At 71.3% G+C, this 23,797-nt stretch carries 23 protein-coding genes; 9 read left to right on the top strand and 14 right to left on the bottom strand.

What is annotated here, in order from left to right; translation table 11 throughout:
* Positions 1–80: 80 nt before the first annotated feature.
* The 7 genes from ACIOHC_RS01395 to ACIOHC_RS01365 all read right to left on the bottom strand — a co-directional run bounded on the left by ACIOHC_RS01395 (position 81) and on the right by ACIOHC_RS01365 (position 9,554).
* Positions 81–1,043, bottom strand: a complete 963-nt coding sequence (locus ACIOHC_RS01395; RefSeq protein WP_351082684.1) for a serine hydrolase — start codon at positions 1,041–1,043, stop codon at positions 81–83.
* Positions 1,044–1,228: 185 nt separating this feature from the next.
* Positions 1,229–2,302: a hypothetical protein gene (locus ACIOHC_RS01390; RefSeq protein ID WP_351082682.1), complete on the bottom strand. Its 1,074-nt coding sequence runs from the start codon at positions 2,300–2,302 to the stop codon at positions 1,229–1,231.
* Positions 2,303–2,307: 5 nt separating this feature from the next.
* On the bottom strand, positions 2,308–4,632 hold the full coding sequence (locus ACIOHC_RS01385) for a hypothetical protein (protein ID WP_351082681.1): 2,325 nt from the start codon (positions 4,630–4,632) through the stop codon (positions 2,308–2,310).
* 31 nt (positions 4,633–4,663) lie between these two features.
* Complete coding sequence (locus tag ACIOHC_RS01380) at positions 4,664–5,155, bottom strand: hypothetical protein (RefSeq protein WP_389635813.1); 492 nt, start codon at positions 5,153–5,155, stop codon at positions 4,664–4,666.
* Between the two features lie 174 nt (positions 5,156–5,329).
* Positions 5,330–7,015 carry a thiamine pyrophosphate-binding protein gene (locus tag ACIOHC_RS01375; RefSeq protein WP_351082677.1) on the bottom strand — a complete coding sequence of 562 codons (1,686 nt, stop codon included), beginning with the start codon at positions 7,013–7,015 and terminating at the stop codon, positions 5,330–5,332.
* On the bottom strand, positions 7,012–7,980 hold the full coding sequence (gene speB / locus ACIOHC_RS01370; RefSeq protein WP_351082676.1) for an agmatinase: 969 nt from the start codon (positions 7,978–7,980) through the stop codon (positions 7,012–7,014). Before speB ends, ACIOHC_RS01375 begins: the two co-directional genes overlap by 4 nt.
* 68 nt (positions 7,981–8,048) lie before the next feature.
* Positions 8,049–9,554 (bottom strand): sodium:solute symporter, encoded by a 1,506-nt coding sequence (locus ACIOHC_RS01365; protein ID WP_389635816.1) that lies wholly within the window; start codon positions 9,552–9,554, stop codon positions 8,049–8,051.
* A 121-nt stretch (positions 9,555–9,675) separates the two neighbouring features.
* Here ACIOHC_RS01365 and ACIOHC_RS01360 point away from each other — a divergent pair, with 121 nt between their 5' ends.
* The 3 genes from ACIOHC_RS01360 to ACIOHC_RS01350 all read left to right on the top strand — a co-directional run bounded on the left by ACIOHC_RS01360 (position 9,676) and on the right by ACIOHC_RS01350 (position 11,917).
* Positions 9,676–11,160 (top strand): PucR family transcriptional regulator, encoded by a 1,485-nt coding sequence (locus ACIOHC_RS01360; protein ID WP_351082672.1) that lies wholly within the window; start codon positions 9,676–9,678, stop codon positions 11,158–11,160.
* Positions 11,161–11,258: 98 nt separating this feature from the next.
* Entirely contained in the window at positions 11,259–11,624 is a 366-nt protein-coding gene (locus ACIOHC_RS01355; protein ID WP_351082670.1) for a hypothetical protein, read from the top strand.
* The gene (locus ACIOHC_RS01350) at positions 11,621–11,917 is read left to right on the top strand and encodes a sulfurtransferase TusA family protein (protein WP_351082667.1); all 297 of its coding nucleotides are present in this window, start codon (positions 11,621–11,623) and stop codon (positions 11,915–11,917) included. The genes ACIOHC_RS01355 and ACIOHC_RS01350 overlap by 4 nt, the downstream gene beginning before the upstream one ends.
* Here the strand turns inward: ACIOHC_RS01350 and ACIOHC_RS01345 are convergent, their stop codons facing one another.
* From ACIOHC_RS01345 to ACIOHC_RS01330, 4 genes are all read right to left on the bottom strand, one after another.
* A complete protein-coding gene (locus tag ACIOHC_RS01345; protein ID WP_401840882.1) occupies positions 11,918–13,174 on the bottom strand; it encodes a lanthionine synthetase LanC family protein in 1,257 nt (418 codons plus the stop codon).
* Between the two features lie 228 nt (positions 13,175–13,402).
* Positions 13,403–14,236: a thiopeptide-type bacteriocin biosynthesis protein gene (locus ACIOHC_RS01340; protein ID WP_351082663.1), complete on the bottom strand. Its 834-nt coding sequence runs from the start codon at positions 14,234–14,236 to the stop codon at positions 13,403–13,405.
* A gap of 510 nt (positions 14,237–14,746) precedes the next feature.
* Entirely contained in the window at positions 14,747–15,094 is a 348-nt protein-coding gene (locus tag ACIOHC_RS01335) for a hypothetical protein (RefSeq protein ID WP_351082661.1), read from the bottom strand.
* Positions 15,091–15,357 carry a hypothetical protein gene (locus ACIOHC_RS01330; protein ID WP_401840878.1) on the bottom strand — a complete coding sequence of 89 codons (267 nt, stop codon included), beginning with the start codon at positions 15,355–15,357 and terminating at the stop codon, positions 15,091–15,093. The genes ACIOHC_RS01335 and ACIOHC_RS01330 overlap by 4 nt, the downstream gene beginning before the upstream one ends.
* Before the next feature lie 77 nt (positions 15,358–15,434).
* Between ACIOHC_RS01330 and ACIOHC_RS01325 the strand changes: the two genes are divergently transcribed.
* Together ACIOHC_RS01325 and ACIOHC_RS01320 are read left to right on the top strand one after the other, a co-directional pair.
* Entirely contained in the window at positions 15,435–16,232 is a 798-nt protein-coding gene (locus ACIOHC_RS01325) for a helix-turn-helix transcriptional regulator (RefSeq protein WP_351082659.1), read from the top strand.
* Positions 16,225–16,446, top strand: coding sequence for a DUF397 domain-containing protein (locus ACIOHC_RS01320; RefSeq protein ID WP_365693214.1), 222 nt, complete (start codon positions 16,225–16,227; stop codon positions 16,444–16,446). Before ACIOHC_RS01325 ends, ACIOHC_RS01320 begins: the two co-directional genes overlap by 8 nt.
* 79 nt (positions 16,447–16,525) lie before the next feature.
* Here ACIOHC_RS01320 and ACIOHC_RS01315 read toward each other — a convergent pair whose 3' ends face one another.
* Together ACIOHC_RS01315 and ACIOHC_RS01310 are read right to left on the bottom strand one after the other, a co-directional pair.
* Positions 16,526–17,620: a CU044_5270 family protein gene (locus tag ACIOHC_RS01315; RefSeq protein ID WP_401840876.1), complete on the bottom strand. Its 1,095-nt coding sequence runs from the start codon at positions 17,618–17,620 to the stop codon at positions 16,526–16,528.
* Positions 17,617–18,294, bottom strand: a complete 678-nt coding sequence (locus ACIOHC_RS01310; protein WP_365693218.1) for a sigma-70 family RNA polymerase sigma factor — start codon at positions 18,292–18,294, stop codon at positions 17,617–17,619. Before ACIOHC_RS01310 ends, ACIOHC_RS01315 begins: the two co-directional genes overlap by 4 nt.
* Before the next feature lie 146 nt (positions 18,295–18,440).
* Between ACIOHC_RS01310 and ACIOHC_RS01305 the strand changes: the two genes are divergently transcribed.
* The 4 genes from ACIOHC_RS01305 (at position 18,441) to ACIOHC_RS01290 (ending at position 22,917) form a co-directional block, all read left to right on the top strand.
* On the top strand, positions 18,441–20,006 hold the full coding sequence (locus ACIOHC_RS01305; protein WP_351082653.1) for a serine protease: 1,566 nt from the start codon (positions 18,441–18,443) through the stop codon (positions 20,004–20,006).
* A gap of 227 nt (positions 20,007–20,233) precedes the next feature.
* Complete coding sequence (locus ACIOHC_RS01300) at positions 20,234–20,638, top strand: peptidase inhibitor family I36 protein (protein WP_389635833.1); 405 nt, start codon at positions 20,234–20,236, stop codon at positions 20,636–20,638.
* Between the two features lie 227 nt (positions 20,639–20,865).
* A complete protein-coding gene (locus ACIOHC_RS01295; RefSeq protein WP_351082649.1) occupies positions 20,866–22,023 on the top strand; it encodes an acyl-CoA dehydrogenase family protein in 1,158 nt (385 codons plus the stop codon).
* An 18-nt stretch (positions 22,024–22,041) separates the two neighbouring features.
* A complete protein-coding gene (locus ACIOHC_RS01290) occupies positions 22,042–22,917 on the top strand; it encodes an acyl-CoA thioesterase II (RefSeq protein ID WP_365693220.1) in 876 nt (291 codons plus the stop codon).
* Between the two features lie 50 nt (positions 22,918–22,967).
* Here ACIOHC_RS01290 and ACIOHC_RS01285 read toward each other — a convergent pair whose 3' ends face one another.
* Positions 22,968–23,747 carry a phosphatase gene (locus ACIOHC_RS01285; RefSeq protein WP_351082646.1) on the bottom strand — a complete coding sequence of 260 codons (780 nt, stop codon included), beginning with the start codon at positions 23,745–23,747 and terminating at the stop codon, positions 22,968–22,970.
* Positions 23,748–23,797: the final 50 nt, after the last annotated feature.

Below are 23,797 nucleotides of genomic sequence, written 5' to 3'. Positions count from 1 at the left end.
CAAAGGGCTGTCCCGTAACCCCTGGCGGGCGCACGACGACAGCTAGCCGGAGGCCGGACCGGCCGGCCTCCGGCACGCGGCTACGACTGCGGCGTCGCGGTGAGCATCCGTACGGCCGGCGCCTCCGGTACCGCGGGCACCGCCTCCTGCGGCGCGGCAGGCGGGGCGACGGTGGACTGGGTGGCGACGGCCGGGTTGAGGTCCTTGTGCACGGCGCGGGCGACGGCCTGGATGGTGTTGATGCCGTCGTTCATCGTCTTGTTGTCCTGGGTGAGCACGGTGATCGCGTAGTCGTGCCCCTTGCCCGTGAAGGCGCCGATGCTGTGGACCCGCCAGCCGTGGGTGGCGCGCGGCAGCCAGCCGTTCTTGACCTGGACGGTCACGCCGGACGGCGCACCGGCGGGCGTGCCCCAGCGCTGCGAGGAGACGACCTTGCGCATCAGGCCGAGCTCGTAGGAGCGCGCGTTGTCGCTCAGCACGGAGTTCTTCGCGGTCAGCAGGGTCAGCAGCCGCTGCTCGTCCTGGGCGGTGATCTGGGTCAGCCCCCAGTAGCCACCGGAGCCGGGCACGGTGTGCGTCATCCCGGCGGCCTTCAGGAACGCCTTGACCTTGGTCACCCCGAGCTGCTTCCACAGGCTGGTGGTCGCGTTGTTGTCGGACTTGGTGATCATGGCGGTGGTGAGGTTTATCTCGCGCTGGGTGAGATAGCGGTTGTGCTTCTTGTTGTCCCAGAGCAGCGTCGCCAGCACGGTCGCCTTCACGACACTGGCCGAGTCGTACTTCGTCGTCGCCCGCAGGGAGCAGTTCGTCTTGGTGGTGCGGTCGTAGAGGGCCACGGCCGTCGTCGACGTCCTCCCCTTGAGCGCGGCGGTGATGTCCTTCGACAGTTTGGCTGCCAGCCCCGCCTTGCCGGACGTGCAGCTCACCGTCGGCGTCGCGGCGACGGCGGGCGCGGCGGCGAGCGCCACGGGTACGAGCACGCCCGCGGCGAGCGCGACGGACAGCGCGCCACGCGCACGGCGGGTTATGTGGGATCCAGTCATGAGGCTTCCGTCCCCTGAGTCATCTGTACGGGCGCGCCCCCGGCACGCCCGAAAGGAATGACTCCCTGGCGTACGAAAAGTTGCACCAGGCACGGGTCATGTGACGGGGTTGTGACGCCCGGGGCGCTGCCGACGCTCCGCCCTGGCGCCGGGGCGGACCCCGGAGTGCGTGCCGTGCGTGCGGTTCAGCCGGCCGGGAGCGGTCTGGGGGACGAACAGCCGTGGCGTTCCGCGGAGTTCTCCGCGAACGTCTGCAGCGCCGCCTGCTGGAGCTTCGGGTCCGCCGGGCGGAAGGCCTTCGTCTCCTCGTCGAACAGGGGCTCGACGCTGAACAGGGCAGCGCCGCCGTCCTCGCAGGCCGAGGTCGTCCAGTACAGCCCGTCCGCACCGCCCGCCTCGGTGAGGATCTGCTTGCCGCGCACGGTCTCCAGGCGGGCGGCCTTCGCGAAGGGCCCGTAGTAGGCGGACAGCTGGAAGAGCCGGGTGCCGGACGCGTCGGCGAGTACACAGTCCTCGACCGGGGCGGGGCCGTCCGCGGCCGCCTCGTACACGGGCGACCCGATGCCCGCGCAGGTGCCGGTGGCCCGGCCGGCGGCCTTCAGGGTCCGGGTGGTGTCGCCGGGGACGGCGGTGATCGGGCCGCTTCCGGCCGTTTTGCCGGTGCAGTGCCACTGCTCCGCGGTCCGGTCGAGGGTGCCGGTCAGCGCGCGGGCCAGCCGGGCGCGCTGCTCCGGCCGGTCGAACGCCTTGCCCGAGCCGTCGCGGACCGCGGTCATGACCACGGTCAGGCTGTCGCTCTCGCCCGGCCCGCAGGCCAGGGCCCCACTGGCCGCCGCCGTACTCGTCCCTGTCTTCAGGATCGCCGGGCGGCCGTTGCCGACCGGGGACATCAGCGTTCCGCCGAGGTGCGGGTTGTTGCGCCGAAGCGTGCCCAGCAGCCTGGCGGGGGCCGCGCCCCGGGTGATCTCCACCCGGAGCGCGGCACGTCCGTCGCCGGGATCGGACACGGAACAGTGCGCCGGGTCCGCGCCCTGGCTGTGCAGCCGGTCCGCACCGAGCAGCGCCTTCAGCTCCGAGATGTCCAGCAGGCCGTCGCAGGCCCGGTCCAGGGAGCGGTCCGCCCGCCAGTCGTCGTAGCCACCGGTCGCATAGAACACCCCTGCGCCGATGAGTGCGAGAGCCACCACGGCCGACGCACCGGTCACCAGCTTGCGGCGCATGCCGTGCGCGCCGCGCCCGCCGTTGTCCTGTGTACTCATGTGTTTCAGTCCCTGCCCAGTACCGACAGCGCCGTCGTCCGTGCGGTGATGTACGTCTGAGACGCCTCGTCCCGCATGTTCTGCACCGCCTTGTCGTGCACGTAGTCCTTGCCGCGGCCGTCCGCCCACTGGTTGATCAGGTCGTGCGAGGCCATGTTCTTCGCCATCAGATCCTTGGTCGTCTCCGCCTTGGCGATCTGGTCGGCCTCGGCCTTGATGTCCTTCGACCATTCGTAGGTGGCTGCGTCGAGGACACGCTGAGCGGTGTCGCCGACCCCCGGGATCATGGTCAGCGGGGCGCCGCCCAGGTGGTACGTGTAGCGGGCCACGTCATCGGCCCACGCCTTCCGGTTGTCCCGGTCGTCGAGGATGATGTCGGCGCCGATGGCGTTGAGCGCGCCGAGGCCGGTCGCCGTCCGGCGCGCGGGCACGTCCCAGTTCTCGGTGCCGTGGCCGGGGCTGTCCGGCGCATTGCCCAGCCCCTCCGCTGCCTGGAACCGCTCCGCCTCGTACAGCATGGCGAAGTCCTTGGGGTCCTCCGCCACCCCGCGGAGCATCCTGGTCAGCGAGGCCTGGCCGACGTTGAGATGGGCCCCGTCCTTGTCGGAGCGGATGTCTCCGCCCGACTCCCAGTCGTAGTCCGCCTCCTGGGCGAAGATGTTGTGCGTGTCCGGGGCGTAGTCGGCCAGCGCCCGGGCCAGCGGCGACTGCATGTTGCCGGGCACGCTCTCGGCGTTGTCGTGCCGATCGAGGAGCGCGATGGTGTCCTGCATGACCCGGGTCTGTTCGAGCGTGTGGTGGCCGTCGCGTCCGGTGTCCGAACCGGCCGGTGAGCCTGTCGATGCCGCCTCGATGGCCGCGCCGAGACCGGACTTGGCGTCGGCGTCCTCGGTGTCGGCCGCGACGTAGTCGATGTTGCCGCGCCAGCCGGTGTTGTTCACCAGGTCCGTGTCACGGTCCATCAGGTACTTCAGCCGGTCGTTGGTCCGGTGTTCGGCGTCGTCGCCGCCCGCGCCAGGGTCCAGGTAGCCGGTGGACGCCACGGGGTCCTTGCTCATGATCTGAAGGGAGCCGTCGACCGGGTCGTTGGCGAACCACCCGTCGTTCTTTCCCTCGAACTCCCCGTACAGGTCCCAGATGTTCTTGTCCTTCTTCTCGGCCGCGATCATGTCGTCCGTGACGTCGGCCAGGAATTGCGGGGAGTAGTGGTCCCCCTGCTGCATCAGCGTGACCAGGCCCTGGTAGCCGCGGATCTGCTGGTCGTGGCCCCGGCCGATGGCGATCTTCTCGCCTGCGGCTTCGAGGTCGTACTGCTCGACGCCCGCCTTCTGCAGTCCCTTGCGCCAGTCGTTGTAGAACGAGGCATCGTCCGACTTCGTCCAGGCGTCGAACTTTTCCCTGTACGCCTTGGTTCCGTACGCGATCGGCTTGCCGTGCTCGTCCTTGAACTCCGGTACCCGGGTGGCTCCCGCGATCGTGTTCGCGAGCCCCTTCTCCAGGCCCAGGTAGTCCTTCTTGTTGCCGGTGTCGTCGAAGTACGCGAGATCGTTGAGCTTGTTCCCGAGCTTGATGGTCTTCTCCGGGCCGAGCGAATCCAGCAGGGTCCGGCTGAACTCCTTGGTATCGGCGTTGTCCCGGTAGAGCCGATCCCATTCTGCGCGTTCGGCCGCCGAGAGCTTGTCGCCGTCAAGGATCCGGTCCGCGTACTCCTTGGCCTCACGTGCCTCGTAGAGCTCGATGTCGCCGAGGGCCCGGGCGTTGAACCCGTGCTGTGCCATGCCCGGGATGGCCTTCTCCAGGCCCGTCTTCACTCCGGCCGCCTTCCGGAACGCGAGCTGCGCTCCCTGGTCGGCATCGTCGACCGCTTGCACGGCGTCCTTGATCCGCTTGGTCCAGGTCTGCTCCGCGGCCTTGCGCTTTTGTACGAAGTCCGAGTAGTCGGGGTCGTTGTGGAACTTCGCGGTCTTGCTGAAGTCGTACGACGCCTCGCCCTTGTCATTGACCGACATGTCGTCCGCGACCGCTCGGGCGACCGTGTCGGTGACCACCTTGCACAACGTCACGAACTGCCCGTGCGCGTCCCGCAGCAGCGAGGCCATGGCCTTCGCCTCGGTCTGCGCACCCTGCAACTGTGCCCGCGTCGCCTTGAACTGCGCGGCGGCCGAGCCGACCGCGAGCCCTTGCCAGCTGCCGTCCTCGGCCACCGGCTGGACCTGGCCCTTGTACAGGTCCTCGACAGCCTTGAACGCCTTTGCCATCTCGTCCCACTTGGCCGCCGCCGTAGTCAGCGGATCCAGCTTGATCAGGACGACATCCTGGTACGTGAGCATCGTTGCCCCCTTGCGGTGTGCGGTGCGCGTGTCAGTCGGCGTTCGGTACGTACGGCCCGTAGACGGGCGGCGACTGCTGCCCGCCCGCCAGGTAGGAGCCTTGCGCGCCCGGCGCATACGGACCCTGCAGCAGCGGACCCGTGCCACCGATCTTCGACAACTCGCTGCCGACTTCGTGGTCATTGAGGAGGTAGTTCCGCTTCGTCTGCTGGAGGGAGGCCCTGTCGTTGGCCAGGCGTGCCTGGAGGCTCTTCACCTGCAGGCCCCACTCTTCCAGCGCCTCCTTGAGGCCGGTCGCCGTGGCCCAGCCCTTGAACCCCGTCACCGCGCTCCCGGTGGAATCGTCGGCGACGATCCCTGCCGTCCCCGTGTCGGGCTCTATTTCGGTCGACAGGGCCTTGATGGCTGCGGCCTTGCCCGCGTGGTTCGTCTTCAGATCGGCGTCCCCGCCGCTGCCGCCGGTCCCGTTGAGCCGCATCGCCGCCCGGTTCTTGTGCCCGGCCCATTCCTCGTCGAACGACATTGCTTCCCCCGTGACGGCCGCTTGATCGAATGCTCCGCCAACCCTACGCAACCGGCCTGTTGGACGGGGAAACAGGTTCCGGCTGTCCGTGGCGCACGGCCCGTCGGCGGCATGAACGGGCCCGCCCGCGCATCCGGGTCCGGGAGCGCGGGCGGGCAGCGAGCGGGCCGCCTCCTACAGGTGCGTCGGCTCGAACATCCTCAGCAGGGCGGGGAGCACGACCACCGAAGGGCCCGGCTGAGCGAGGGACTTCGCCAGGTCGGTGGCGAGCGTCTCGGGCGTCGTGCGGACCGCCGGGACGCCGAAGGACTCGGCGAGGGCGACGAAGTCGGGACGGGCGAGTTCCGTCGCCGTGGCCTCGCCGAAGGCGCCCGTCATGTACTCGCGCAGGATGCCGTAGCCGCCGTCGTCGACGATCAGCCAGGTGACCGGCAGGTCGTACTGGCGGGCCGTGGCCAGCTCCGCGATCGAGTACATCGCGCCGCCGTCGCCGGAGACCGCCAGGACCGGCCTCGTACGGTCGGCCGCCGCCGCGCCGAGGGCGGCGGGGAAGCCGTAGCCGAGGCCGCCCGCGCCCTGGGCCGAGTGCATCGTGTTCGGGTGGCGGGCGTCGAAGGCGGACCAGGCCCAGTAGGCCAGGATCGTCATGTCCCAGAAGCTGGGCGACGCGTCGGGCAGCGCCTGGCGGACCGAGGCGATGAGCTGCTGCTCCAGGGTGAGTTCCTGGGCGGCGATCCGGTCGCGCACCGCTGCGAGGACCGTGCGGACCCGCTCCGGCGCCGACGGGTCCTCGCGGCGTTCGACCGCGTCGAGGAGGTCGGACAGGGCCTCGCGGGCGTCGGCGTGGATGCCGAGCGCGGGGTGGTTGGACTCCAGCTTGCCGGCGTCGGCCTCGATCTGGACGACCCGGCCGCGCGGGGCGAACGTGTGGTAGTTCGAGGAGAGTTCACCGAGTCCGGAGCCGACGACCAGCAGCACGTCGGCGGATTCCAGGAAGTCCGTCGTGTGGCGGTCCTCCAGCCAGGACTGGAGCGAGAGCGGATGCTCCCACGGGAAGGCGCCCTTGCCGCCGAAGGTGGTGACGACGGGTGCGTCGATCTTCTCCGCGAGCGCGAGCAGCTTGCCGGACGCGTCGGAACGCACGACTCCGCCGCCCGCGATGATCGCCGGACGTTCCGCCTTCGACAGCAGGTCGGCCGCGACGGCGGTCAGCTCGGGACGGGCGTGCAGTTCGCGCGGGGTGGCGTCCATCGCCGTGACGACGGGCAGCGTGGTCTCGGCGAGAAGTACGTCCTGCGGGATCTCGACCCAGACCGGACCGTGCGGGGCGGTCAGCGCGGACTCCCAGGCGGCCGCGATCGCCGACGGGATCTGGGAGGCCGTACGGACGGTGTGGACCGACTTCACGACATCGCGGAACGACGCCTTCTGGTCCCTCAGTTCGTGCAGGTAACCGTGGCGTCCGCCGCCCAGTCCCGCGGTCGGGATCTGGCTGGAGACGGCCAGCACGGGGGCGGAGGCCGCCGCCGCCTCCTGGAGAGCGGCGAGGGAGGTGAGCGCCCCGGGTCCGGTGGAGAGCAGCAGCGGGGCGACCTCGCCGGTGACCCGCCCGTAGGCGTCGGCGGCGAAGCCCGCGTTGTTCTCGACCCGCAGGCCGATGTAGTTCAGCGACGAGCGGCGCAGCGCGTCGAACATGCCCAGCGCGTGCTGGCCGGGCAGACCGAAGACGGTGGTCGCGCCGAGGCCCTGGAGGGTTTCGACGACGAGGTCTCCGCCGTTGCGTCCTGCCGGGGGGTTCAGAGCGGCCGCGATCTGCTCGGGGGTGAGCGACGGCCGCTCGTCGTGGTGGTCGTGGCTCACTTCGTGCGGGCCTCTGCGATCTGGCGGGACATGACCGTCGTCAGTTCGTACGCCGTGTGGGAGGCGGCGACGGAGGTGATCTCGGCGTGGTCGTACGCGGGGGCGACCTCGACCAGGTCGGCGGAGACCAGGTTGCAGGAGGACAGGCCGCGGACGATTTCGAGCAGCTCGCGGGAGGTCAGACCGCCGGCCTCCGGGGTGCCGGTGCCGGGGGCGTGCGCCGGGTCCAGGACGTCGATGTCGATGGAGATGTAGAGCGGCCGGTCACCGATGCGCTCACGGAGCTGGTCGGCGACCTCGTCGACACCGCGCCGCATGACGTCGGCGGAGGTGACGATGCCGAAGCCCATCTTCGCGTCGTCGTCCAGGTCCTGCTTGCCGTAGAGCGGTCCGCGGGTGCCGACGTGGGAGAGCGCGGAGGTGTCGAGGATGCCCTCCTCGACGGCCCGGCGGAACGGGGTGCCGTGGGTGTACTCGGCGCCGAAGTACGTGTCCCAGGTGTCGAGGTGGGCGTCGAAGTGGAGCAGGGCGACGGGGCCGTGCTTCTTCGCGACGGAACGCAGCAGCGGCAGCGCGATGGTGTGGTCGCCGCCGAGCGTCATCAGACGGGCGCCGGTCGCGAGGAGATCGTCGGCCGCGGCCTCGATCGTCTCGACCGCCTCGTTGATGTTGAACGGGTTCGCGGCGATGTCACCGGCGTCGGCGACCTGCGCGAGGGCGAACGGCGAGGCGTCCTGCGCCGGGTTGTACGGACGCAGGAGGCGCGACGCCTCACGGATCGCGTTGCCGCCGAAGCGGGCACCGGGGCGGTAGGAGACACCCGTGTCGAAGGGCACGCCGACGACGGCGACGTCGGCGGTACCGACCTCGTCGAGGCGGGGCAGCCGGGCGAACGTCGCGGGTCCGGCGTACCGCGGGACGCGGGAGGAGTCGACGGGACCGCGCGGCGTTTCGTTGCTGCTCATGGCGGGTGCCTTTCTGGTTGCGATGCGGGTGACGCGGAGGTGGTGCGAGCCTTGTGGGCGTTCGTACGTTATTCGAATGTGGAGGATGCGGTGGAGTGCGGGGTCCCCACGGCGGCGGCGGTCTTCTCGGCCGCCGGACCGTCCTGGTCCGCCCGCCCCGCCAGCCGGTCGCGCCAGACGGCCAGCACGGCCGCGTCGGTGGGCTTCGTCGCCAGGGAGACGATCACGTACACCGCGAGCGAGGCCAGCAGCCCGTAGTAGACGGGCTCGTTGGCGAGGATTCCGTACGTCGCCATCAGGCCGATCACGGCGACGCCACCGACCGACACCGCTGCCAGCGCGCCCGCCGCGGTACCTCGGCGCCACAGCAGTCCGCCGAGGATCGGCACCAGCAGTCCGCCGACGAGGAGGTTGTACGCGACGGTCAGGGCCTCGACCACGTTGTTGAGCGCGATGGAGATGGCGATGACGGCGATGCCCATGATGAGGATGAAGGCCCGGTTGCCCTTGACCTCGTCGTGCTCCTCGCCGCCGCCCCGCGAGACCACGCCCCGCAGCCGGGACCAGATGTCGTTGTTGGCGACGGTCGCGCAGGCGATCAGCGCACCGGAGGAGGTGGACATCACCGCGGCCAGCGCGGCGGCGAGGACCAGTCCCCGTACACCGACGGGCAGTTCGTCCTTGACGATGGTCGCGAACGCGGCGTCCGCACTGGACAGGTTCGGGTACATGACCTTGGCGGCGGTGCCGATGACGGCGCCCGCGATCGCGTACACCAGACAGTACGTACCGGCGACGGTGCCGCCCCAGCGGGCCGTCCGGTCGCTCTTCGCGGTGAACACCCGCTGCCAGATGTCCTGGCCGATCAGCATGCCGAAGGTGTAGATCAGCACGTACGTGAAGATCGTCTCGCCGCCGATGCCCAGCGGGTCGAAGTACTCGGTGGGCAGCTTGGCCTTCATCTCGCTGAAGCCGCCCGCCTTGATCACCGCGATGGGGAGCAGGAGCAGCAGCACACCGATGGTCTTGACGACGAACTGCACCATGTCGGTGAGCGTGATCGACCACATGCCGCCGAGCGTCGAGTAGGCGACGACGATGGCGCCGCCGAGGATGATCGCGACGGTCCGGTTCACGTCGAACAGCACGTCGAAGATGGTGGCGTACGCGATGGTCGAGGTGACCGCGAGCATCAGCGTGTACGCCCACATGACGACACCGGAGATGATCCCGGCCCGGCCGCCGTAGCGCAGGTCGAGCATCTCGGAGACGGTGTAGACCTTCAGCCGGGCGATGCGCGCCGAGAAGAAGACGGAGAGGGCCAGCAGTCCGAGGCCGATGGTGAAGACCATCCAGGCGCCGGAGAGCCCGTACTGGTAGCCGAGGCCGACGCCGCCGATGGTGGAGGCGCCGCCGAGAACGATGGCGGCCATCGTGCCGGAGTACATCCAGGGGCCGAGGCGGCGCCCGGCCACCAGGAATTCGCTCTTGGACTTGGCGCGGCGCATGCCCCACCAGCCCATGGCGAGCATGCCGGCCAGATAGACGATGATCACCGCGTAGTCGACAGCCATGGGCTTCCTCCGTTTCAGTCATATGCGCTCGTCGTATGTGGTGAAGACGGTAGGTGGCCCGCAAGCGACGCTGAAGTGTACGTTTCATCCATAATTGAAATCTTCGATGGATGGACCGTCCATGCCGGAAGCCTCGGCCGGGGTCGCCCCGCCCAGTCCCCCTCCCCTCTCCGCTCCCCCCACGCCCCCGATCCCCCTCACGGAACTGCTCGCCCGTGAGGAGCTCGGGCTGCACCGGATCGCGGGCCCGGCCGAGGCGGATCTGTTGTGGGTGCACACCTCGGAGATGGCCGACCCGTACCCGTATCTGCTCGGCGGCGAGCTGCTGCTGAGCGCCGGGGTGCTGCTCAAGAACCCGGACGCCTATGTGGCCCGGCTGGTGGAGGCGGGGGCGGCGGCGCTCGGTTTCGGGGTGACACCGGTGTTCGACACGGTGCCGCAGGCACTGATCGAGGCGTGCGACCGGCATGGGCTGCCGCTGGTGGAGGTGCCGCCCGAGGTCCCGTTCACGGCGATCGCGCGGGCGGTGTGGCGGCTGATGGCCGAGGCCCGGCACCGCGAGCTGCGCCGGGTGACCCGGGCCCAGCAGGCCCTGGCCACGGCGGCGGCCAGGCCGGACCCGATCCCCGCGGTGCTGCACCAGCTGGCGGCCCAGTTGGAGGGCCGGGCGGTGCTGCTCTCCGCCGACGGCGAGGAGCTGCACGCGGCGGGCCGCCGCCCGGCCCCCGACATCGGGGCGGCGCTGACCCGGCTCACCCGGGTGGTCTCCACCGTGACGCGCCCCGCCCCGACGTCCGCGACCGACACCTTGCGGGAAGCGCACCTGTCCGCGTACGCGCTGGGCGGCGGCCAGGGCCTCGTCCTGGCGCTGGCGACGGACCGGCGCGAGGCGGGCGACCACACCATCGCCGGGGTCGCGGTCGTGCTGCTCTCCCTGCTGGCCGCCCCGCACCAGGGCGCCGACGCGGCCGGCCGGTCGGCCGCCCTCGTACGGATGCTGTTGGGCGCGGACCCGCAGGACGTCGCGCCGCTGCTCGGCGGCGCCGAGCAGTGGACGGTGGTGCACGCGCGCCGCAGCGGCGACGGACCGGTCGACCCGCTCACCGCCGGTGCGCTGGGCGCCGCCCTCGGCTCGGCCCTGGTCGACGCGGGCCGGGGCCGCGACGCCGTCAGGGTGCTGGTCCCCGGTGGTGACCGGATCACCCCGCAGCCCGGCTGGACGCTCGGCGCCTCCTGCCCCGCACCCATCACGGCACTCGACCTCGCCGACGGCCAGGCGTCCCGCGCCCTGGGCCGTGCCGTGGCCACCCGCACCCCGCTGGCCCACCACCACACCGGCGCCGGCACCGGCCTGGCCGCCCTGATCCCTCCCGACCGGGCGGAGGCCCACGCCCGCGCCCTCCTCGCCCCGCTCACCGAGCCCTTGGCCGAGACCCTGCGCTGCTGGCTGAGCCTGCACGGCAGCTGGGACCGCACGGCGACGGCCCTCCAGGTCCACCGCAACACGGTCCGCCAGCGCATCGCCCGCTGCGCGACGCTGCTGGACGCGGACCTGGACGACATGGACGTACGGACGGAGCTGTGGTTCGCGTTGCGGCAACGGTGAGCCGCCGACACTCCTGACGTACCGGCACCACGACACCGGCCGCCGCCTCGGAGGCCGCCCCCTGCCACTGCCGCACCTGAGCCGCACGGGAGCACAACATGCACAACACGCACAACAACGCCATGAACATCGAAGTACTGGTCGTGCCCGACTGCCCGAACACCCGGACCGCCGCCGACCGTCTCCAGCAGGAGCTCGACGGGCTGGGCCTGCACGATGTGACGTTGCGGACCCGCACCATCACCAGCCAGGCCGAGGCGGAGGCCGCGCACTTCACCGGCTCGCCGACGATCCTGATCGACGGACGCGACCCCTTCGCCGAGCCCGGCCGGGCCCCCGGACTGACCTGCCGCATGTACCGGACCCCGGACGGCCTGGCCGGCGTGCCGACGGCCGACCAACTGCGCCAAGCCCTGGCCGACGCCCTCGGGGACGAGCCCGCGGCGCGTCACCCGGACCGGTGAGCTCCGACCTGACGCCCCCGGCGGACATCACCGTTGACGGCACCGGACTGCTGTGCGTCACGCTCCTGCTGCGTCTGCGCAGGCGGATCGAGGGAGCGCCACCGGGCACCGTGGTGCACGTGATCGCGACGGATCCGGCCGCACCCCTCGACCTGCCGGCCTGGTGCCACATGGTCGGCCACGACTACCTGGGCCCGGCGCCCGGCGAACGCCCGGCGTACGCGCTCCGGCTGGCCGCGGACGCCCGTCCCACCCTCCCTGACGCACCCTGGCACCCCGCCCCGACTCCGTGACTACCGCAGCCCGAGGCAGGGCAGCCAGTCGCGCGAGGCGTTGTGGTCGGTGGTGAGGAGGACGGTCAGTGCGCCCGGGGCCCCGTCGAGCAGGGAGGTCCGAGTTGCCGAGGTCCGACCGGGCCGGGTGGTTCGGGGTTCGCCGGAGGTGAGCGCCGCCGGGAGTCGTCGGCCCAGGTGATCGGCCAGGCGGTCGCGAAGGGCGCCGGCGGCCGGCAGGCGGGCCCAGCGGTGGAACGCGTCCGCCACGGCGAGCACGCCCGCGGCGCCGTGGCACAGCCCGAGTCGGTCCCTCAGGGGATCGCCGAAGAGGTGGAAGTCCACGTCGTACCCCTCCGCGAGGGTGGTGAACGCGGTCGCCGCCCAGTCGGCCGCCGACCGGTCGCCCAGGGCATCGGCCGCGTCCCACAGCGCCCAGGTGACACCGGGGGTGCCGTAACACCACGTCTGGCGGGGCCGCACCCCGGAAGGAGGCAGGCCGTCGAGCCCGGCCGGGTCCCAGCTCCGGATGGACCGGTCGTCGTCGAAGGACTGCCGGACCAGCCAACGGGTGGCGCCGCGCAGGGCGTCCAGCAGCTCCTGCTCCGGGCCGACGCGGCGGACGGCGGCGGTGAGCGCGGCGACGAGCCCCGCCACGCCGTGCCCCATGCCGGTGTTCACCCGGCCCTGCATCCAGCCCGGGCTCGGGTGACCGGAGTACTGGCCGGCGCGCAGTCGGCGCAGGTCACCGCTGTCGCACAGCTCGGTCAAGTGGGCGGTGAAGGGGCGTAGTTGACTACGTCTCGGCTGAGGATCGCCGACGCAGAGGGCCAGCAGGGTGCCGGACGGGCCGCTGATGAGGTCGTAGTCGGACAGGCCGACGTCCGCCGCCCGCCAGGGGCGCGCCCCCGCCCCGTCCAGCAGATGGTCGCGCAGCCGGTCGGCGCCGCTGTGCAGTGGTGGGTGGATGCGGGCGCCGAGTCGCAGGCCGACGAGGGTTCCCGCCAACCCGCCGTCGTACAGCCCGCAGTGGGAGGCGCCGCGACCGATGGCCCGCGCCCAAGCGGCCACCGCGCGTCCGGCGCTCGCCGCCGCCGCGGGGTCGGGTGTCCGCGCCGCCGGGCCGCGCGTCTCGGCGACCAGGCAGGCCAGTACGGGAATGCCGGGGTCGGGCGTCGCATGCTCACCCTCGGAGAAATCGTCGAGAAGTCGGACGGCGATCCGGACGGCGCCGTCGAGAGCCGCGCGACGCGGCGGGGCCTGGCTGCCTGGGTGCATCGGAGCTCCTCGTCGGAGGGAGCCACGCCGATCGGGTCCGGGTGGCTTGGTTCAACTCAGCGGTGGGCAGGTGATGTCCGGGCGGAGAGCCGTCAGCAGTTGATGTCCGCCGCTCGACCGCGTCGACGTGGTCGAACAGGGGCCCCGGAGGCGCGCACCGGAGCGGTACGGCCGAGGAGCCTGCCCTCGGTCGCGGCATGACGGGAGCGGATTCGGACTTCGGCCATGTCAGTCCACCACCCCGACGTCGGCCAGGGCCTCGGCGACCAGGCTCTGCCGGGCGTACGACAGCCGTCCCCGGTTCCAGTGGAAGATCACGGCGTGGGCGGCGGCGCGACGTGGTCCACGCACCGCGCCACCCGACTCGAAGTAGCCGGTGCGCCAGCGATCCGCGGCCCGGCGCACCGCCTCACCGTGGAGCTCCTGCGACGTGCGCCAGGCCTCCGGCGTCCCGTCCAGTAGTTGTGCGCGCGGCCGTTGCCAGTAGATGCGGATGCCCTGGGCGGCCTGGCGGAGCGCGACGTCCCGGGGGCCGCCGGCCGTGGCGCGTCCAGTGTCCGCAAGCACCGCCTCCCAGACGCCCCGGTGCTCCCGACCGACGATCCCCAGGCCGTCGAACATCTCGCGGAGCAGCAGGAGGGAGAGCCGCCAGTCGGCCGGTGCCTGCCCGTCGCCGTCCCAGCGCCGGGCGTGGTGGTCGAGCCAGGCCAGCGAGTCCGCCGTGAACACCTCGTGCACCCACGGCATGGAGGCGGGGCCGCCGAAGAGATAGGACTCCGGCTCGTACACCGCGTACACCGGCGGGGCGATGAGCCCGTCGAACTCCGTCAAGCGGCCCCGGAGTTCGACCCGCAGCCCTACGGCGTCGTCCGCCCCGAACGCCTGGAAGCGCACGCACAACCCCGGCGGCTTGTGCATGAAGAAGAAGGCGCGTGCAGTGTGCGCGCCGAGGAGGTCGCGCGCGGTGTCGGCGAGCCAGGCGTACAGGCGCGGCCACGCACTCGACCGCGGGGCCAGGTTCACCTGTACCCAGCGCGCCTCCGGGTGCTCCACTCTCGGCATGGCACCTCCGTGTGTCGTGGTTCCGGCATGGCAGGACCCCTCACGGACCGCGGCGTGCTGCCGCGGACGCATTCGGATATCGGGAGAACCCCTTGGTTTCGCGTTGTGTCGCCCGCGGGTTCACGGGATGCGGTGGAACCAGCAACGCTCGCCGGTCGAACCGGACGTACGGGGGGCGGGAGAGCCGAAGCTGTTCCTGCTCACTGGTGTCGGGCCTCCCAGGCCCTTCACCCACCTCATTTCCCGCTTTGCCACCAACTGAAAGAGATATTTCAATTAGTCACATTATGAACAGGGGTGCGCTTGGCGCGCCCATGAGGAAAACACACGTGGTCGACTGCGCCGTCGCACGGATCGGCGCGCACGGCCACCCACCAGTGAGACCGTCATGCGCACTCGGGCCCGCTCGCCGATTCCGTCACCACGGATCCTCCACGATGGCTTCGCGTCCGCCTCCGGCCCAGGACGCGAGGGGCAGCACCGGGCCGGGCATGGTGGATTCAGGGTGGTTCAGGACTCCGAAGTGCACGGGCCGGCGTCCGGGACGCCGGGACCCCGGCCGGAGGTCCGGAGACGAAGGCCCCGACTCTCGGCGACGCGGCACACATCGCGCAGCGCCTCGGCCATGCGGGCCACGACATAGCGGAGCTGCACCGACGTGACTTCGGAATCGCCGAGCATGTCGTCGACGTGGTCGAGGAGTTCGGCGGCCATGCCGAGCTGCACGCTCTCGACGTTGTCGGCGACGCGGGAGACGTATCCGGTCCCGTCACCGATGACGTAACACGGATTGCCGTCCACGCCGGACCACGGAAGCAGACGCACCGGATCGGAGCCCGGGGCGTTCGGGGCGATCACGCGATCACCTCGACACCATGGATCGGACGAGGCGCGATGCCGATGTCCGGCGTGCGGCGTACGCCCGCGGGAGGCGCGGCGCGATACGAGGCCATGGGCCGGTGGCCCCCGTGGGCGGGCCACAGGAACCGCAGCAGCGGCTCAAAAGCATCGGCGATACAGCACAGCACGTCGTCAACTCCGTTGAGGTAGAGGGTCGTTTTCCGGACCGTGCGACGGCGGCGGCCGACGTCCGGGCGAGCCACCGCTGTGTAGCGATCCACTCACAGAGTGAGACGGTGCGGACTAGGCTCGCCAGGGGGTTGCAGGTGACAGGCCCTTTGGCGCACGGGAGTTGACCATGAGTAATACCTATGGGGATTGGCTGAAGGCGCAGCGGGAAGCGGCCGGACTGACGCAGCAGGAACTGGCCGAAGCGGCGATCATGACGCGGTCACACATCTCGCACATCGAGGCGGGGCGCCGCATCCCGTCGGAGGAGGACGCCCGGCGCCTGGACAAGGCATTGAACACGGGGAACGTGTTGAGCAGTTTTCTGCCGAGCAGGAATGACGGCACCGTCGCCGACCATTTCGAGCCCGCGCGCCAGCTCGAACCGCAGGCCACGATGATCAGGGAGTTCGCCCATAACTTCGTGCCCGGCCTCCTCCAGACCGAGCGATACGCTCGCGCGGTGCTCGGCTCGGCGTTCCCACCCACGAGCAACGAGGAGCGTGACAAGAACGTCGTCACACGGCTTGAACGGGCCAAGATCCTGAACGACCCGGTGATGCCCGTAGTCTGGGCGCTGTTGGACGAGGCGGTGCTGCATCGCCCAGTAGGCGGGCCGGACGTCATGGCGGAACAGCTCATGCACATCGTCCGCCTGGCCGAGACCGAGCGCATCCGCGTACACGTGATGCCGTTCGCGCTGGGCCTTCACCCACTCATGGACGGCATGCTCACGCTGATGTGGTTCGAGGACCAACCGCCGCTGGCGTACAGCGAGGGCGTGTCCATGGGTAAGGTGCACGACTCTCCGTCCGTAGTACGGAAGTTGCAGAGCCGCTACGATCTGGCCCTGAGCGACGCCCTGCCGCTGAAGGAATCACAAGCCCTGCTGAGGGCGACAGCGAAGGAGTACGGACACCATGGCTGACCGCGTCATCCCGGACACATCCGCCCTGAGTGGCTGGCGCAAGTCGTCATACAGCTCAAGCGAGAACGACAGCTGTGTCGAGGTGCTGGACGGTCACCCCTCCGGCGTCCCCGTCCGCGACTCCAAGACCCCGCACGGCCCCGCCCTCGTCTTCCCGGCGGCCGGCTGGTCGGCCTTCGTCGCCGCGGTCAAGGACGACAACTTCCCCGCCTGAACGGCCCGTCCCCGGCCCGCAGCAAAGGCGGACCGGGGACGGGGCTGTTCAGGCCGCGCGAGTGTGCGGGGCTGCCGTGTTACGCCGTCGTCGGGGCGGGAGTCTCACCGGTACGGTCGACCGCGGCCCGGGTAAGGACCGCGGAGGTGCCGACAACGGTTCCGGCCGGGCCGGCGTCGCCGGATTCGGTGAGGACCGTGCGCTCGCCGAGGAACGCGTACGTGGTCCGGTCGAAGACCCACTGCGTCTGCTGCCCGTGTGCCGTACGGGCGACGGCGACGCCCTCGCGTCCTGCGGCGTCGGTGGCCGCATCGATCACCGTGACTCCGGGGATCTTCGCGGCGGCCTTGTAGAGCGCGGCGCCGACCTGCGGGGGTGCCCAGGTCTCGGCCAGCAGGTCGCCGATCGCGGTGAATGCTCGCTGGTCCGGGTCCTGGCCCTGCCCGTGGGTCTCGTCCCGGATCAGCTTCAGCAGGGCGTCCGGGTCGGTGGGCAGCGACGCGACGTACTCGTGCGTCGGGTCGCTGATCGACGCGGCCTCCTTGTGTGCGGTGCGGGGCCGGGGTGCCGCCCCTCGGCGGTCGAGGTCGTAGACCGGTGCGTCGCCGCCGAGCGAGGAGTCGGGCTCGCCCTCCTCGCGCAGCAGGCCGGGGCGGCTGCCGTCGGCGGACAGCCACACCTGCCGCGTGTGCGCGGGAGGCGTGATCACCTTGCCGCCCCCGGCGCTCTGCCCCGCGAAGGCGACCTTGCTCTCGATGTACACGAACTGGTCGGCGCGGACCGTCGGTTGCTTCTCCCCGGCGGCGGCGAGTGCGATGCGGTCGAGGAGTTGTGCCGCTTCGGACGTGCCGGGGGTGCGGTCGCCCGGGGCCGCGGTGGTGCCGCGCCCCGGCGCGTCCACGAGGTTGACCACCACGACGCCGCCGACCGCCAGGGCGCAGGCGACAGCGGGCACCATGACCCGGACCAGACGTCGGCGCGGGCGCGCGGCCCGGGGGGTGAGGCCGCCACGCGGTGCGGCGACGGCGGCCTCGCGCAGCAGCGCTTCCTTCAGCAGCAGTTCACGGTCGGGGTCCAGGCCGGGGACCGACGGCGGGGGCAGCAGTGCGGTGAGGCCGGGGCCTTCGGTCTCCTCGGACCGGTGGTGCGTACGGCGCCGCGAGGTGAAGTTCATCCGTGGTTCTCCTGGGTCAGCAACGGGGCCACAGGGGTGCGGCCCGGCAGTGGTTTGTCGGGGGTGGTGGTCGCGGCGGGGGCTCTGCTTCCCGCGGCGGGTGGCCGTTCGGTTCCGGCCCGCGTGTCCGGCGCGCGTGTGGCGCGGGTTTCGGCCTCGGTGAGCTCGCGCAGTCGGGTACGGGCGCGGGACAGGCGCGACCGGACGGTGCCGACCGCCACGCCGAGCGCCTCGGCCGCTGCCGCGTAGTCCAGGCCGGCCCACACCACGAGCGTGAAGACCTCCCGGTCCCGGCGCCGCAGGCGGGCGAGAGCGGCGTGCGCGGCACGCAGTTGCTCGGCGTCCGCGAGGTGCGTGACGAGGTCGTCGGCGAAGTCCGGGATCGAGCCGCGTTCCGGAACGCGGGCGAGTGCGATCTCACGGCTTCGGCGTGTGCGTGCGTTGCGGCGCATGATGTTGGTGGCGATGCCCAGCAGCCACGGGCGCAGACCGTCCCCGTCGGGACGCAGCTTCTCGCGGCTGCGCCACGCTTCCAGGAAGGTCGACGAGACGACGTCCTCGGCCTCCGCCCAGTTGCCCGTCACCCGCAGGGCATAGCGGTACACCGCTTGGGCGTGCTCGTCGTACAGCTCCCCCAGGGCGTCGCGGTCTCCGCGGCGGAAGCGATTCCTCATGAGTGATTCCACACTCTGCACTGCCGCGCCCGTTGCGCCGGTTCCGGTGACGTGCGCCACACGCGTGCCTGCCCCCGGGGTCACGCCCCGCATCCCATGTGACTCAGCTCACGGGAACGCCGACGCCCGGCAGCGCAGTGCAAGTCATGAACAGTTCTTCCGTATCCCGCCGGAGCGCGCTCCGGACACTCGCTCTCGCCGTCGCCCTGGTCGGCAGCACGACGCCCGCGTGGAACACCGCCGCCTTCGCCGCGGAGCCGGCGACGTACACCCTCACGATCAATCACCTCGACCGCACCGGCCACAAGACGGCGGACTACACCACCCACGTCACCGGCGTCTCCGGGCCGGGTGCCGACGAGGCCGTCCAGCCGTACGACGCCTCCGGCACGACCACCGTGCGTCTGCCCAAGGGCCGGTACCTCCTGGACAGTGCCCTGACCACCGGCACGGCGGCGGACGGCACGGACTGGGTCGTCCAGCCGCGCCTCGACCTCGACCACGACACCACCATCACCGTCGACGCGCGGACCACCGCCCCCGTCGACGTGACTCCGCCCGACCGCTCCGCGGGTTTCCAGCACAGCGTGATGTTCGTCCAGGTCAAGCACGACGGCGCGGTCCGGACCGCCAACCTCGTCAACGGCACACCGAACCTGCGCGTCGCGCACCTGGGCCCCGACAGCGAACCCGGATCGGTGGAGCAGTGGTTCGACTCCTACTGGAGCACCAAGACGGCCGGCTACGCGCTCGGCCACACCTTCACCGGCAGCCGCGCTCTGACCGGGCTCGTCCGGCACCCCGCCGCGAAGGACCTGGCCACTGTGCAGATCCGCGGCGCGGCGCGGCCGGGCACCGAGGGGCGGGCGACCGTCGACCTGCAGCCCACTGCCGGACCGACCCTCGGCGTCACCCAGGCCCTGCCGACCCCCGCGACCGCCACCTACTACGTGACGCCTGAACGCGGCACCTGGGACATCACCTACTGGGCCCCCACCGCGCCCGGCGCGGCATCGAACCGCTACAGCGCCAACGGCATCGCCGTACGCGCCGGGAGTACGACCACCCACACCTTCGACAACGCCGTCTTCGGCCCCGATCTCGCCGGCCGCCCCGGCGTCGTGCGTGACGGCGACCGGCTCGCCGTCGATGTCCCGCTGCTCGCCGACGGCGACGGCCACGTGCCGTCGGCGCCGTCGTACGACTCGGCGTCGACCACTCTGCACCGCAACGGCGTGCGCGTCGGGACGAAGACCGGCACCCCCGGGAAGGCCGGGTTCACCGTGGCGCCGGGGCGCGCGGCGTACCGGCTCACCAGCACGGTGAAGCGCGGCGGCGCGCCCGGCGTCGCCACGCGGGTGACCACGTCGTGGACCTTCACCTCGGACACGACGAGGGGGCAGGTCCCCGTGCCGGTGAGCGCCGTGCGGTTCTCGCCCGACCTCAGCCCGACCGGCACCGCGCCGGCGAACGAGACGCTCCGTGTCCCGGTCACCGTACTGGGTGCCGCCGCGAACGGACGCGCACGTTCGGTGGCGGTCTCGGTGTCCGTGGACGGTGGCACTTCGTGGACCCGGGTCCCGGTCGAGCGGGGAGCCGTCGAGATCCACAACCCGCGCGCGGGCACCGGCGTCTCTTTGCGCGCCGCGCTGACCGACACCGAGGGGAACACCCTCACCCAGACCGTCATCGACGCCTACCGCACTCGGTGATCCCGACTCAGTGACCCCGTGAGACCTGCCCTCACGACCCCGTGGTCCGGGCAGGCGAACGGCGTAACGGCGACTGTGCGCGCCGGTGTACACAGGGGCGCCCCGAGCCGTGACGCACGCTTCGGGCGCCCCTCCCTCCGCCCTGGCTTCAGCGGTAACAGCCGTGACACGGTGATGATCACCGAGAGTACCTACTTCGTCACACAAGGGAATGAAGGGACTTCGCCATGAACCGCATCGCCGCGCTCGCCGTCACCTCGATCGCCTTGACCCTGGGGCTCGGCTCCGGGCCCGCCGCGGCCGGAGCCGCCGAGAACGCCGGGAACGCGCCCGCCGCCACCGGGAGCGCCGCGGCGTCCTACAGCTGCAGCCCCGGCCACTTCTGCATCTACAGCGACTGGAACGGAGGTGGCACCCGCTGCCAGTGGTCGGACAAGCAGCGGGCGAATACCGCCGACGACTGCTCCTTCATCCAGCGGGGCCAGAACGTCCGCTCCGTCTGGAACGGGACCGGACACCGCGTTCAGTACTACACCAAGACCAACTACAACTCCCGGGTCGGATCCACCCCCGCCGGAAGCGGCGGCAACCTCCAGGGGAGCTACCAGATCCGGTCCTTCAAGCCCCAGTAGGCGGGAGCGGGCGGGACGCAAGGGAGCCCTTCCCGGCCAGCGGCCGGGAAGGGCTCCCGCGCGTCGGCTGCCGGAAGACCGGCTCGGGCGTGCTGAGCATCACCCTGGACAGCGTCGATGACCGCCGGGTAACTTTTGACCAGGACTGAGCAAGCGCTTAGCCAGCCTGGCCGAAGCTCGCCTGAAGCTCGCCCGAAGCCGATCGAAGCTGACCAAGGAGGCACCCCGTGCGCCGTACGGTATTCAACGAGGACCACGAGGCGTTCCGGGAGACCATCCGCGCCTTCATCGAGGCCGAGGTCGCCCCCGTCTACGACGAGTGGTTCGCGGCGGGCCAGGTGCCCCGTGACTTCTACTACAAGCTCGCCGAGCTGGGCATATTCGGCATCGAGGTGCCGGAGGAGTACGGCGGCGCCGGTGTGGAGTCCTTCAAGTTCGAGGCGATCATCTCCGAGGAGTGCGCCCGCGCGGCCGTCAACTTCGGCGGCTCCGGCGTGCACGTCCTGCTCTGCCTGCCGTACATCAAGGCGTACGCCACCGAGGAGCAGAAGAAGCGCTGGCTGCCGGACTTCGTCAGCGGCAGGACGATGTACGCCATCGCCATGACCGAGCCGGGCACGGGTTCCGACCTGGCGGGCATGAAGACCACCGCCAAGCTCTCCGAGGACGGCACGCACTACATCCTCAACGGCGCCAAGACGTTCATCACCGGTGGCGTCCACGCCGACCGGGTCATCGTCTGCGCCCGTACGGACGCGCCCAAGGCGGACGACCGCCGGCACGGCATCTCCCTCCTCGTCGTCGACACCAAGGCCGAGGGCTACTCGGTCGGCCGCAAGCTCGACAAGCTGGGGCTGCGCACCTCCGACACCGCCGAGCTGGCGTTCGTCGACGTCAAGGTGCCGGTCGAGGACCTCCTCGGCGAGGAGAACAAGGGCTTCTCGTACCTCGGCCAGAACCTCCCGCAGGAGCGCCTCGGCATCGCCGTCGGCGCGTACGCCCAGGCCAAGGCCGCCGTCCGGTTCGCCCAGAGCTACGTGCAGGAGCGCACCGTCTTCGGCAAGACCGTCGCGTCGTTCCAGAACACCAAGTTCGAGCTGGCCGCCTGCCAGGCCGAGGTGGACGCCGCCGAGGCCGTCTGCGACCGCGCCATCGAGGCCCACGACGCCGGTGAGCTGACCGCCGCCGAGGCCGCCTCCGCGAAGCTGTTCTGCACCGAGGTCGCGCACCGCGTGATCGACCGCTGCCTCCAGCTGCACGGCGGCTACGGCTACATGAACGAGTACCCGATCGCGCGTCTCTACGCGGACAACCGGGTCAACCGCATCTACGGCGGCACCAGCGAGGTCATGAAGTCGATCATCGCCAAGTCCATGGGCCTGTAGAGCGGTTACGTTCTTCCCATGAGCTCAGCACTCGATTCCCTGCTCGATCTGCTCGACCTTGAGCGGATCGAGCAGGACATCTTCCGGGGCACGAGCCGCTCGGCGGTCGTACCCCGCGTCTTCGGCGGCCAGGTCGCGGCCCAGGCCCTGGTGGCCGCGGGCCGTACCGTCCCCGCCGATCGCACGGCCCACTCCCTGCACTCCTACTTCCTGCGGATGGGCGACCCCGGCGCGCCGATCGTCTACAGCGTCGACCGCATCCGGGACGGCCGGTCCTTCACCACCCGCCGGGTCGTCGCCGTCCAGCACGGCCAGCCGATCTTCCATCTCTCGGCGTCGTTCCAGACGTACGAGGAGGGCCTGGAGCACCAGGCGGCCATGCCGCCCGCCCCGGACCCGGAGACCCTGCCCACGGCCGCGCAGATGCTGCCCCGGTACGCGGACCGCTTCAGCGACCCGGGGGTCGTGGACCGGCTGATCGAGGCGCGGGCCGCGGTCGACCTGCGGTACGTGGACGCCCCGCCCTTCGGCACGGTCGGCGAACCGCGCGAACCCCGCTCCCAGGTGTGGTTCCGCACCAACGGCAAGCTCGCGGACGACCCGTTGCTGCATGTCTGCATGGCGACGTACGTCTCCGACATGACGCTGCTCGACTCGGTGCTCCTCGCCCATGGGCGCGGGGGCTGGACGGTCGGCGACGTGGTCGGGGCGAGCCTGGACCACGCGATGTGGTTCCACCGGCCGTTCCGGGCCGACGAATGGCTGCTGTACGACCAGGAGTCGCCGTCCGCGTCCGGCGGGCGCGGGCTCGGCCAGGCCCGTATCTACACGCAGGACGGCCGGCTGGCGATCACCGTCATCCAGGAGGGCGTGGTCCGCGTCCCCCGGGGCTGATACGTCCCCCGACGCCGGCCGCGGACCGGTCGGCGTCAAACCCGCCTGCGTCAGACGAGCCCCGCCGCGTCCAGCAGATAGTCCGTCAGCGGGTCGTAGAACCGCGGGTCCAGCACATGGTCGTCCAGCGGAACGGCCACCTGGAGCGTCCCCTCCGCCTCGCCGAGGAACAGCGCCGGGTCGTTGCAGTCCGCGTACCCCACCGCGTCCAGCCCGCGCTGCGCCGCGCACCCCGCCCAGCCGTGGTCGGCGACCACCAGGTCCGGCAGCGGCCGGCCCTCGCGCTCCAGACCGTCCAGGATGGCGGCCATCGGGGCGGGCGAGTGGGTGTGCCAGAGCGTCGCGCCGCGCTCCTGCACCGCGACGTCCGCGAACTGGAACACCATGCCCTCGTCGGCCACCAGCCCCGAGGGAATCCTCACGATCTCGCAGCCGGCGGCCCGCAGCGCCTGGGCGGTCTGCCGGTGGACGTCGAGCAGCCCGCCCGGGTGCCCCGTCGCGAACAGCACCCGCTCCCTGCCCGCCGCCGCCTTCCGCAGCCGCGCCGCCATCCGCTCCAGGGCGTCGACCGTCAGCTCCGGATCGATGGTGTCCTGCCCGAACCGGTGCTCCGGGTCGTCGCTGACCCCGCAGCGCTCGGCCATCACGGCCAGCACGTCCTGCTCGTCGCGCCACCGGTCGCCCAGTTCCAGACCCAGCCAGTAGTGGCGGTCGCCGTTGGCGAGCTTGCGGTAGTGGGAGAGGTTGTTGTCGCGGGGTGTGGCGACGTCTCCGGCGATACGCGTACGGACGAGGTGTTCGACTAGGGCGGCACGGCTGGGTATCGGCATGAACCCATTGTGCCGTCAGGTGTGCGCAGTGTGCCGGGTGTCTTGTACGA

This window comes from Streptomyces sp. NPDC088252, assembly GCF_044740965.1.
Classification (GTDB): Bacteria; Actinomycetota; Actinomycetes; order Streptomycetales; family Streptomycetaceae; genus Streptomyces.
The sequence above is the reverse complement of the archived record's forward strand: the minus strand, read 5'-3'. Positions and strand labels throughout refer to the sequence as shown.

What these genes read in the sequence shown, in the direction of transcription:
- ACIOHC_RS01395 (WP_351082684.1), bottom strand. Translation starts at nt 1,043, where the DNA reads ATGACTGGATCCCACATAACCCGCCGTGCGCGTGGCGCGCTGTCCGTC.
- ACIOHC_RS01390 (WP_351082682.1), bottom strand. Translation starts at nt 2,302, where the DNA reads ATGAGTACACAGGACAACGGCGGGCGCGGCGCGCACGGCATGCGCCGC.
- ACIOHC_RS01385 (WP_351082681.1), bottom strand. Translation starts at nt 4,632, where the DNA reads ATGCTCACGTACCAGGATGTCGTCCTGATCAAGCTGGATCCGCTGACT.
- ACIOHC_RS01380 (WP_389635813.1), bottom strand. Translation starts at nt 5,155, where the DNA reads ATGTCGTTCGACGAGGAATGGGCCGGGCACAAGAACCGGGCGGCGATG.
- speB (WP_351082676.1), bottom strand. Translation starts at nt 7,980, where the DNA reads ATGAGCAGCAACGAAACGCCGCGCGGTCCCGTCGACTCCTCCCGCGTC.
- ACIOHC_RS01365 (WP_389635816.1), bottom strand. Translation starts at nt 9,554, where the DNA reads ATGGCTGTCGACTACGCGGTGATCATCGTCTATCTGGCCGGCATGCTC.
- ACIOHC_RS01360 (WP_351082672.1), top strand. Translation starts at nt 9,676, where the DNA reads ATGCCGGAAGCCTCGGCCGGGGTCGCCCCGCCCAGTCCCCCTCCCCTC.
- ACIOHC_RS01355 (WP_351082670.1), top strand. Translation starts at nt 11,259, where the DNA reads ATGCACAACACGCACAACAACGCCATGAACATCGAAGTACTGGTCGTG.
- ACIOHC_RS01345 (WP_401840882.1), bottom strand. Translation starts at nt 13,174, where the DNA reads ATGCACCCAGGCAGCCAGGCCCCGCCGCGTCGCGCGGCTCTCGACGGC.
- ACIOHC_RS01340 (WP_351082663.1), bottom strand. Translation starts at nt 14,236, where the DNA reads ATGCCGAGAGTGGAGCACCCGGAGGCGCGCTGGGTACAGGTGAACCTG.
- ACIOHC_RS01325 (WP_351082659.1), top strand. Translation starts at nt 15,435, where the DNA reads ATGAGTAATACCTATGGGGATTGGCTGAAGGCGCAGCGGGAAGCGGCC.
- ACIOHC_RS01320 (WP_365693214.1), top strand. Translation starts at nt 16,225, where the DNA reads ATGGCTGACCGCGTCATCCCGGACACATCCGCCCTGAGTGGCTGGCGC.
- ACIOHC_RS01315 (WP_401840876.1), bottom strand. Translation starts at nt 17,620, where the DNA reads ATGAACTTCACCTCGCGGCGCCGTACGCACCACCGGTCCGAGGAGACC.
- ACIOHC_RS01310 (WP_365693218.1), bottom strand. Translation starts at nt 18,294, where the DNA reads ATGAGGAATCGCTTCCGCCGCGGAGACCGCGACGCCCTGGGGGAGCTG.
- ACIOHC_RS01305 (WP_351082653.1), top strand. Translation starts at nt 18,441, where the DNA reads ATGAACAGTTCTTCCGTATCCCGCCGGAGCGCGCTCCGGACACTCGCT.
- ACIOHC_RS01300 (WP_389635833.1), top strand. Translation starts at nt 20,234, where the DNA reads ATGAACCGCATCGCCGCGCTCGCCGTCACCTCGATCGCCTTGACCCTG.
- ACIOHC_RS01290 (WP_365693220.1), top strand. Translation starts at nt 22,042, where the DNA reads ATGAGCTCAGCACTCGATTCCCTGCTCGATCTGCTCGACCTTGAGCGG.
- ACIOHC_RS01285 (WP_351082646.1), bottom strand. Translation starts at nt 23,747, where the DNA reads ATGCCGATACCCAGCCGTGCCGCCCTAGTCGAACACCTCGTCCGTACG.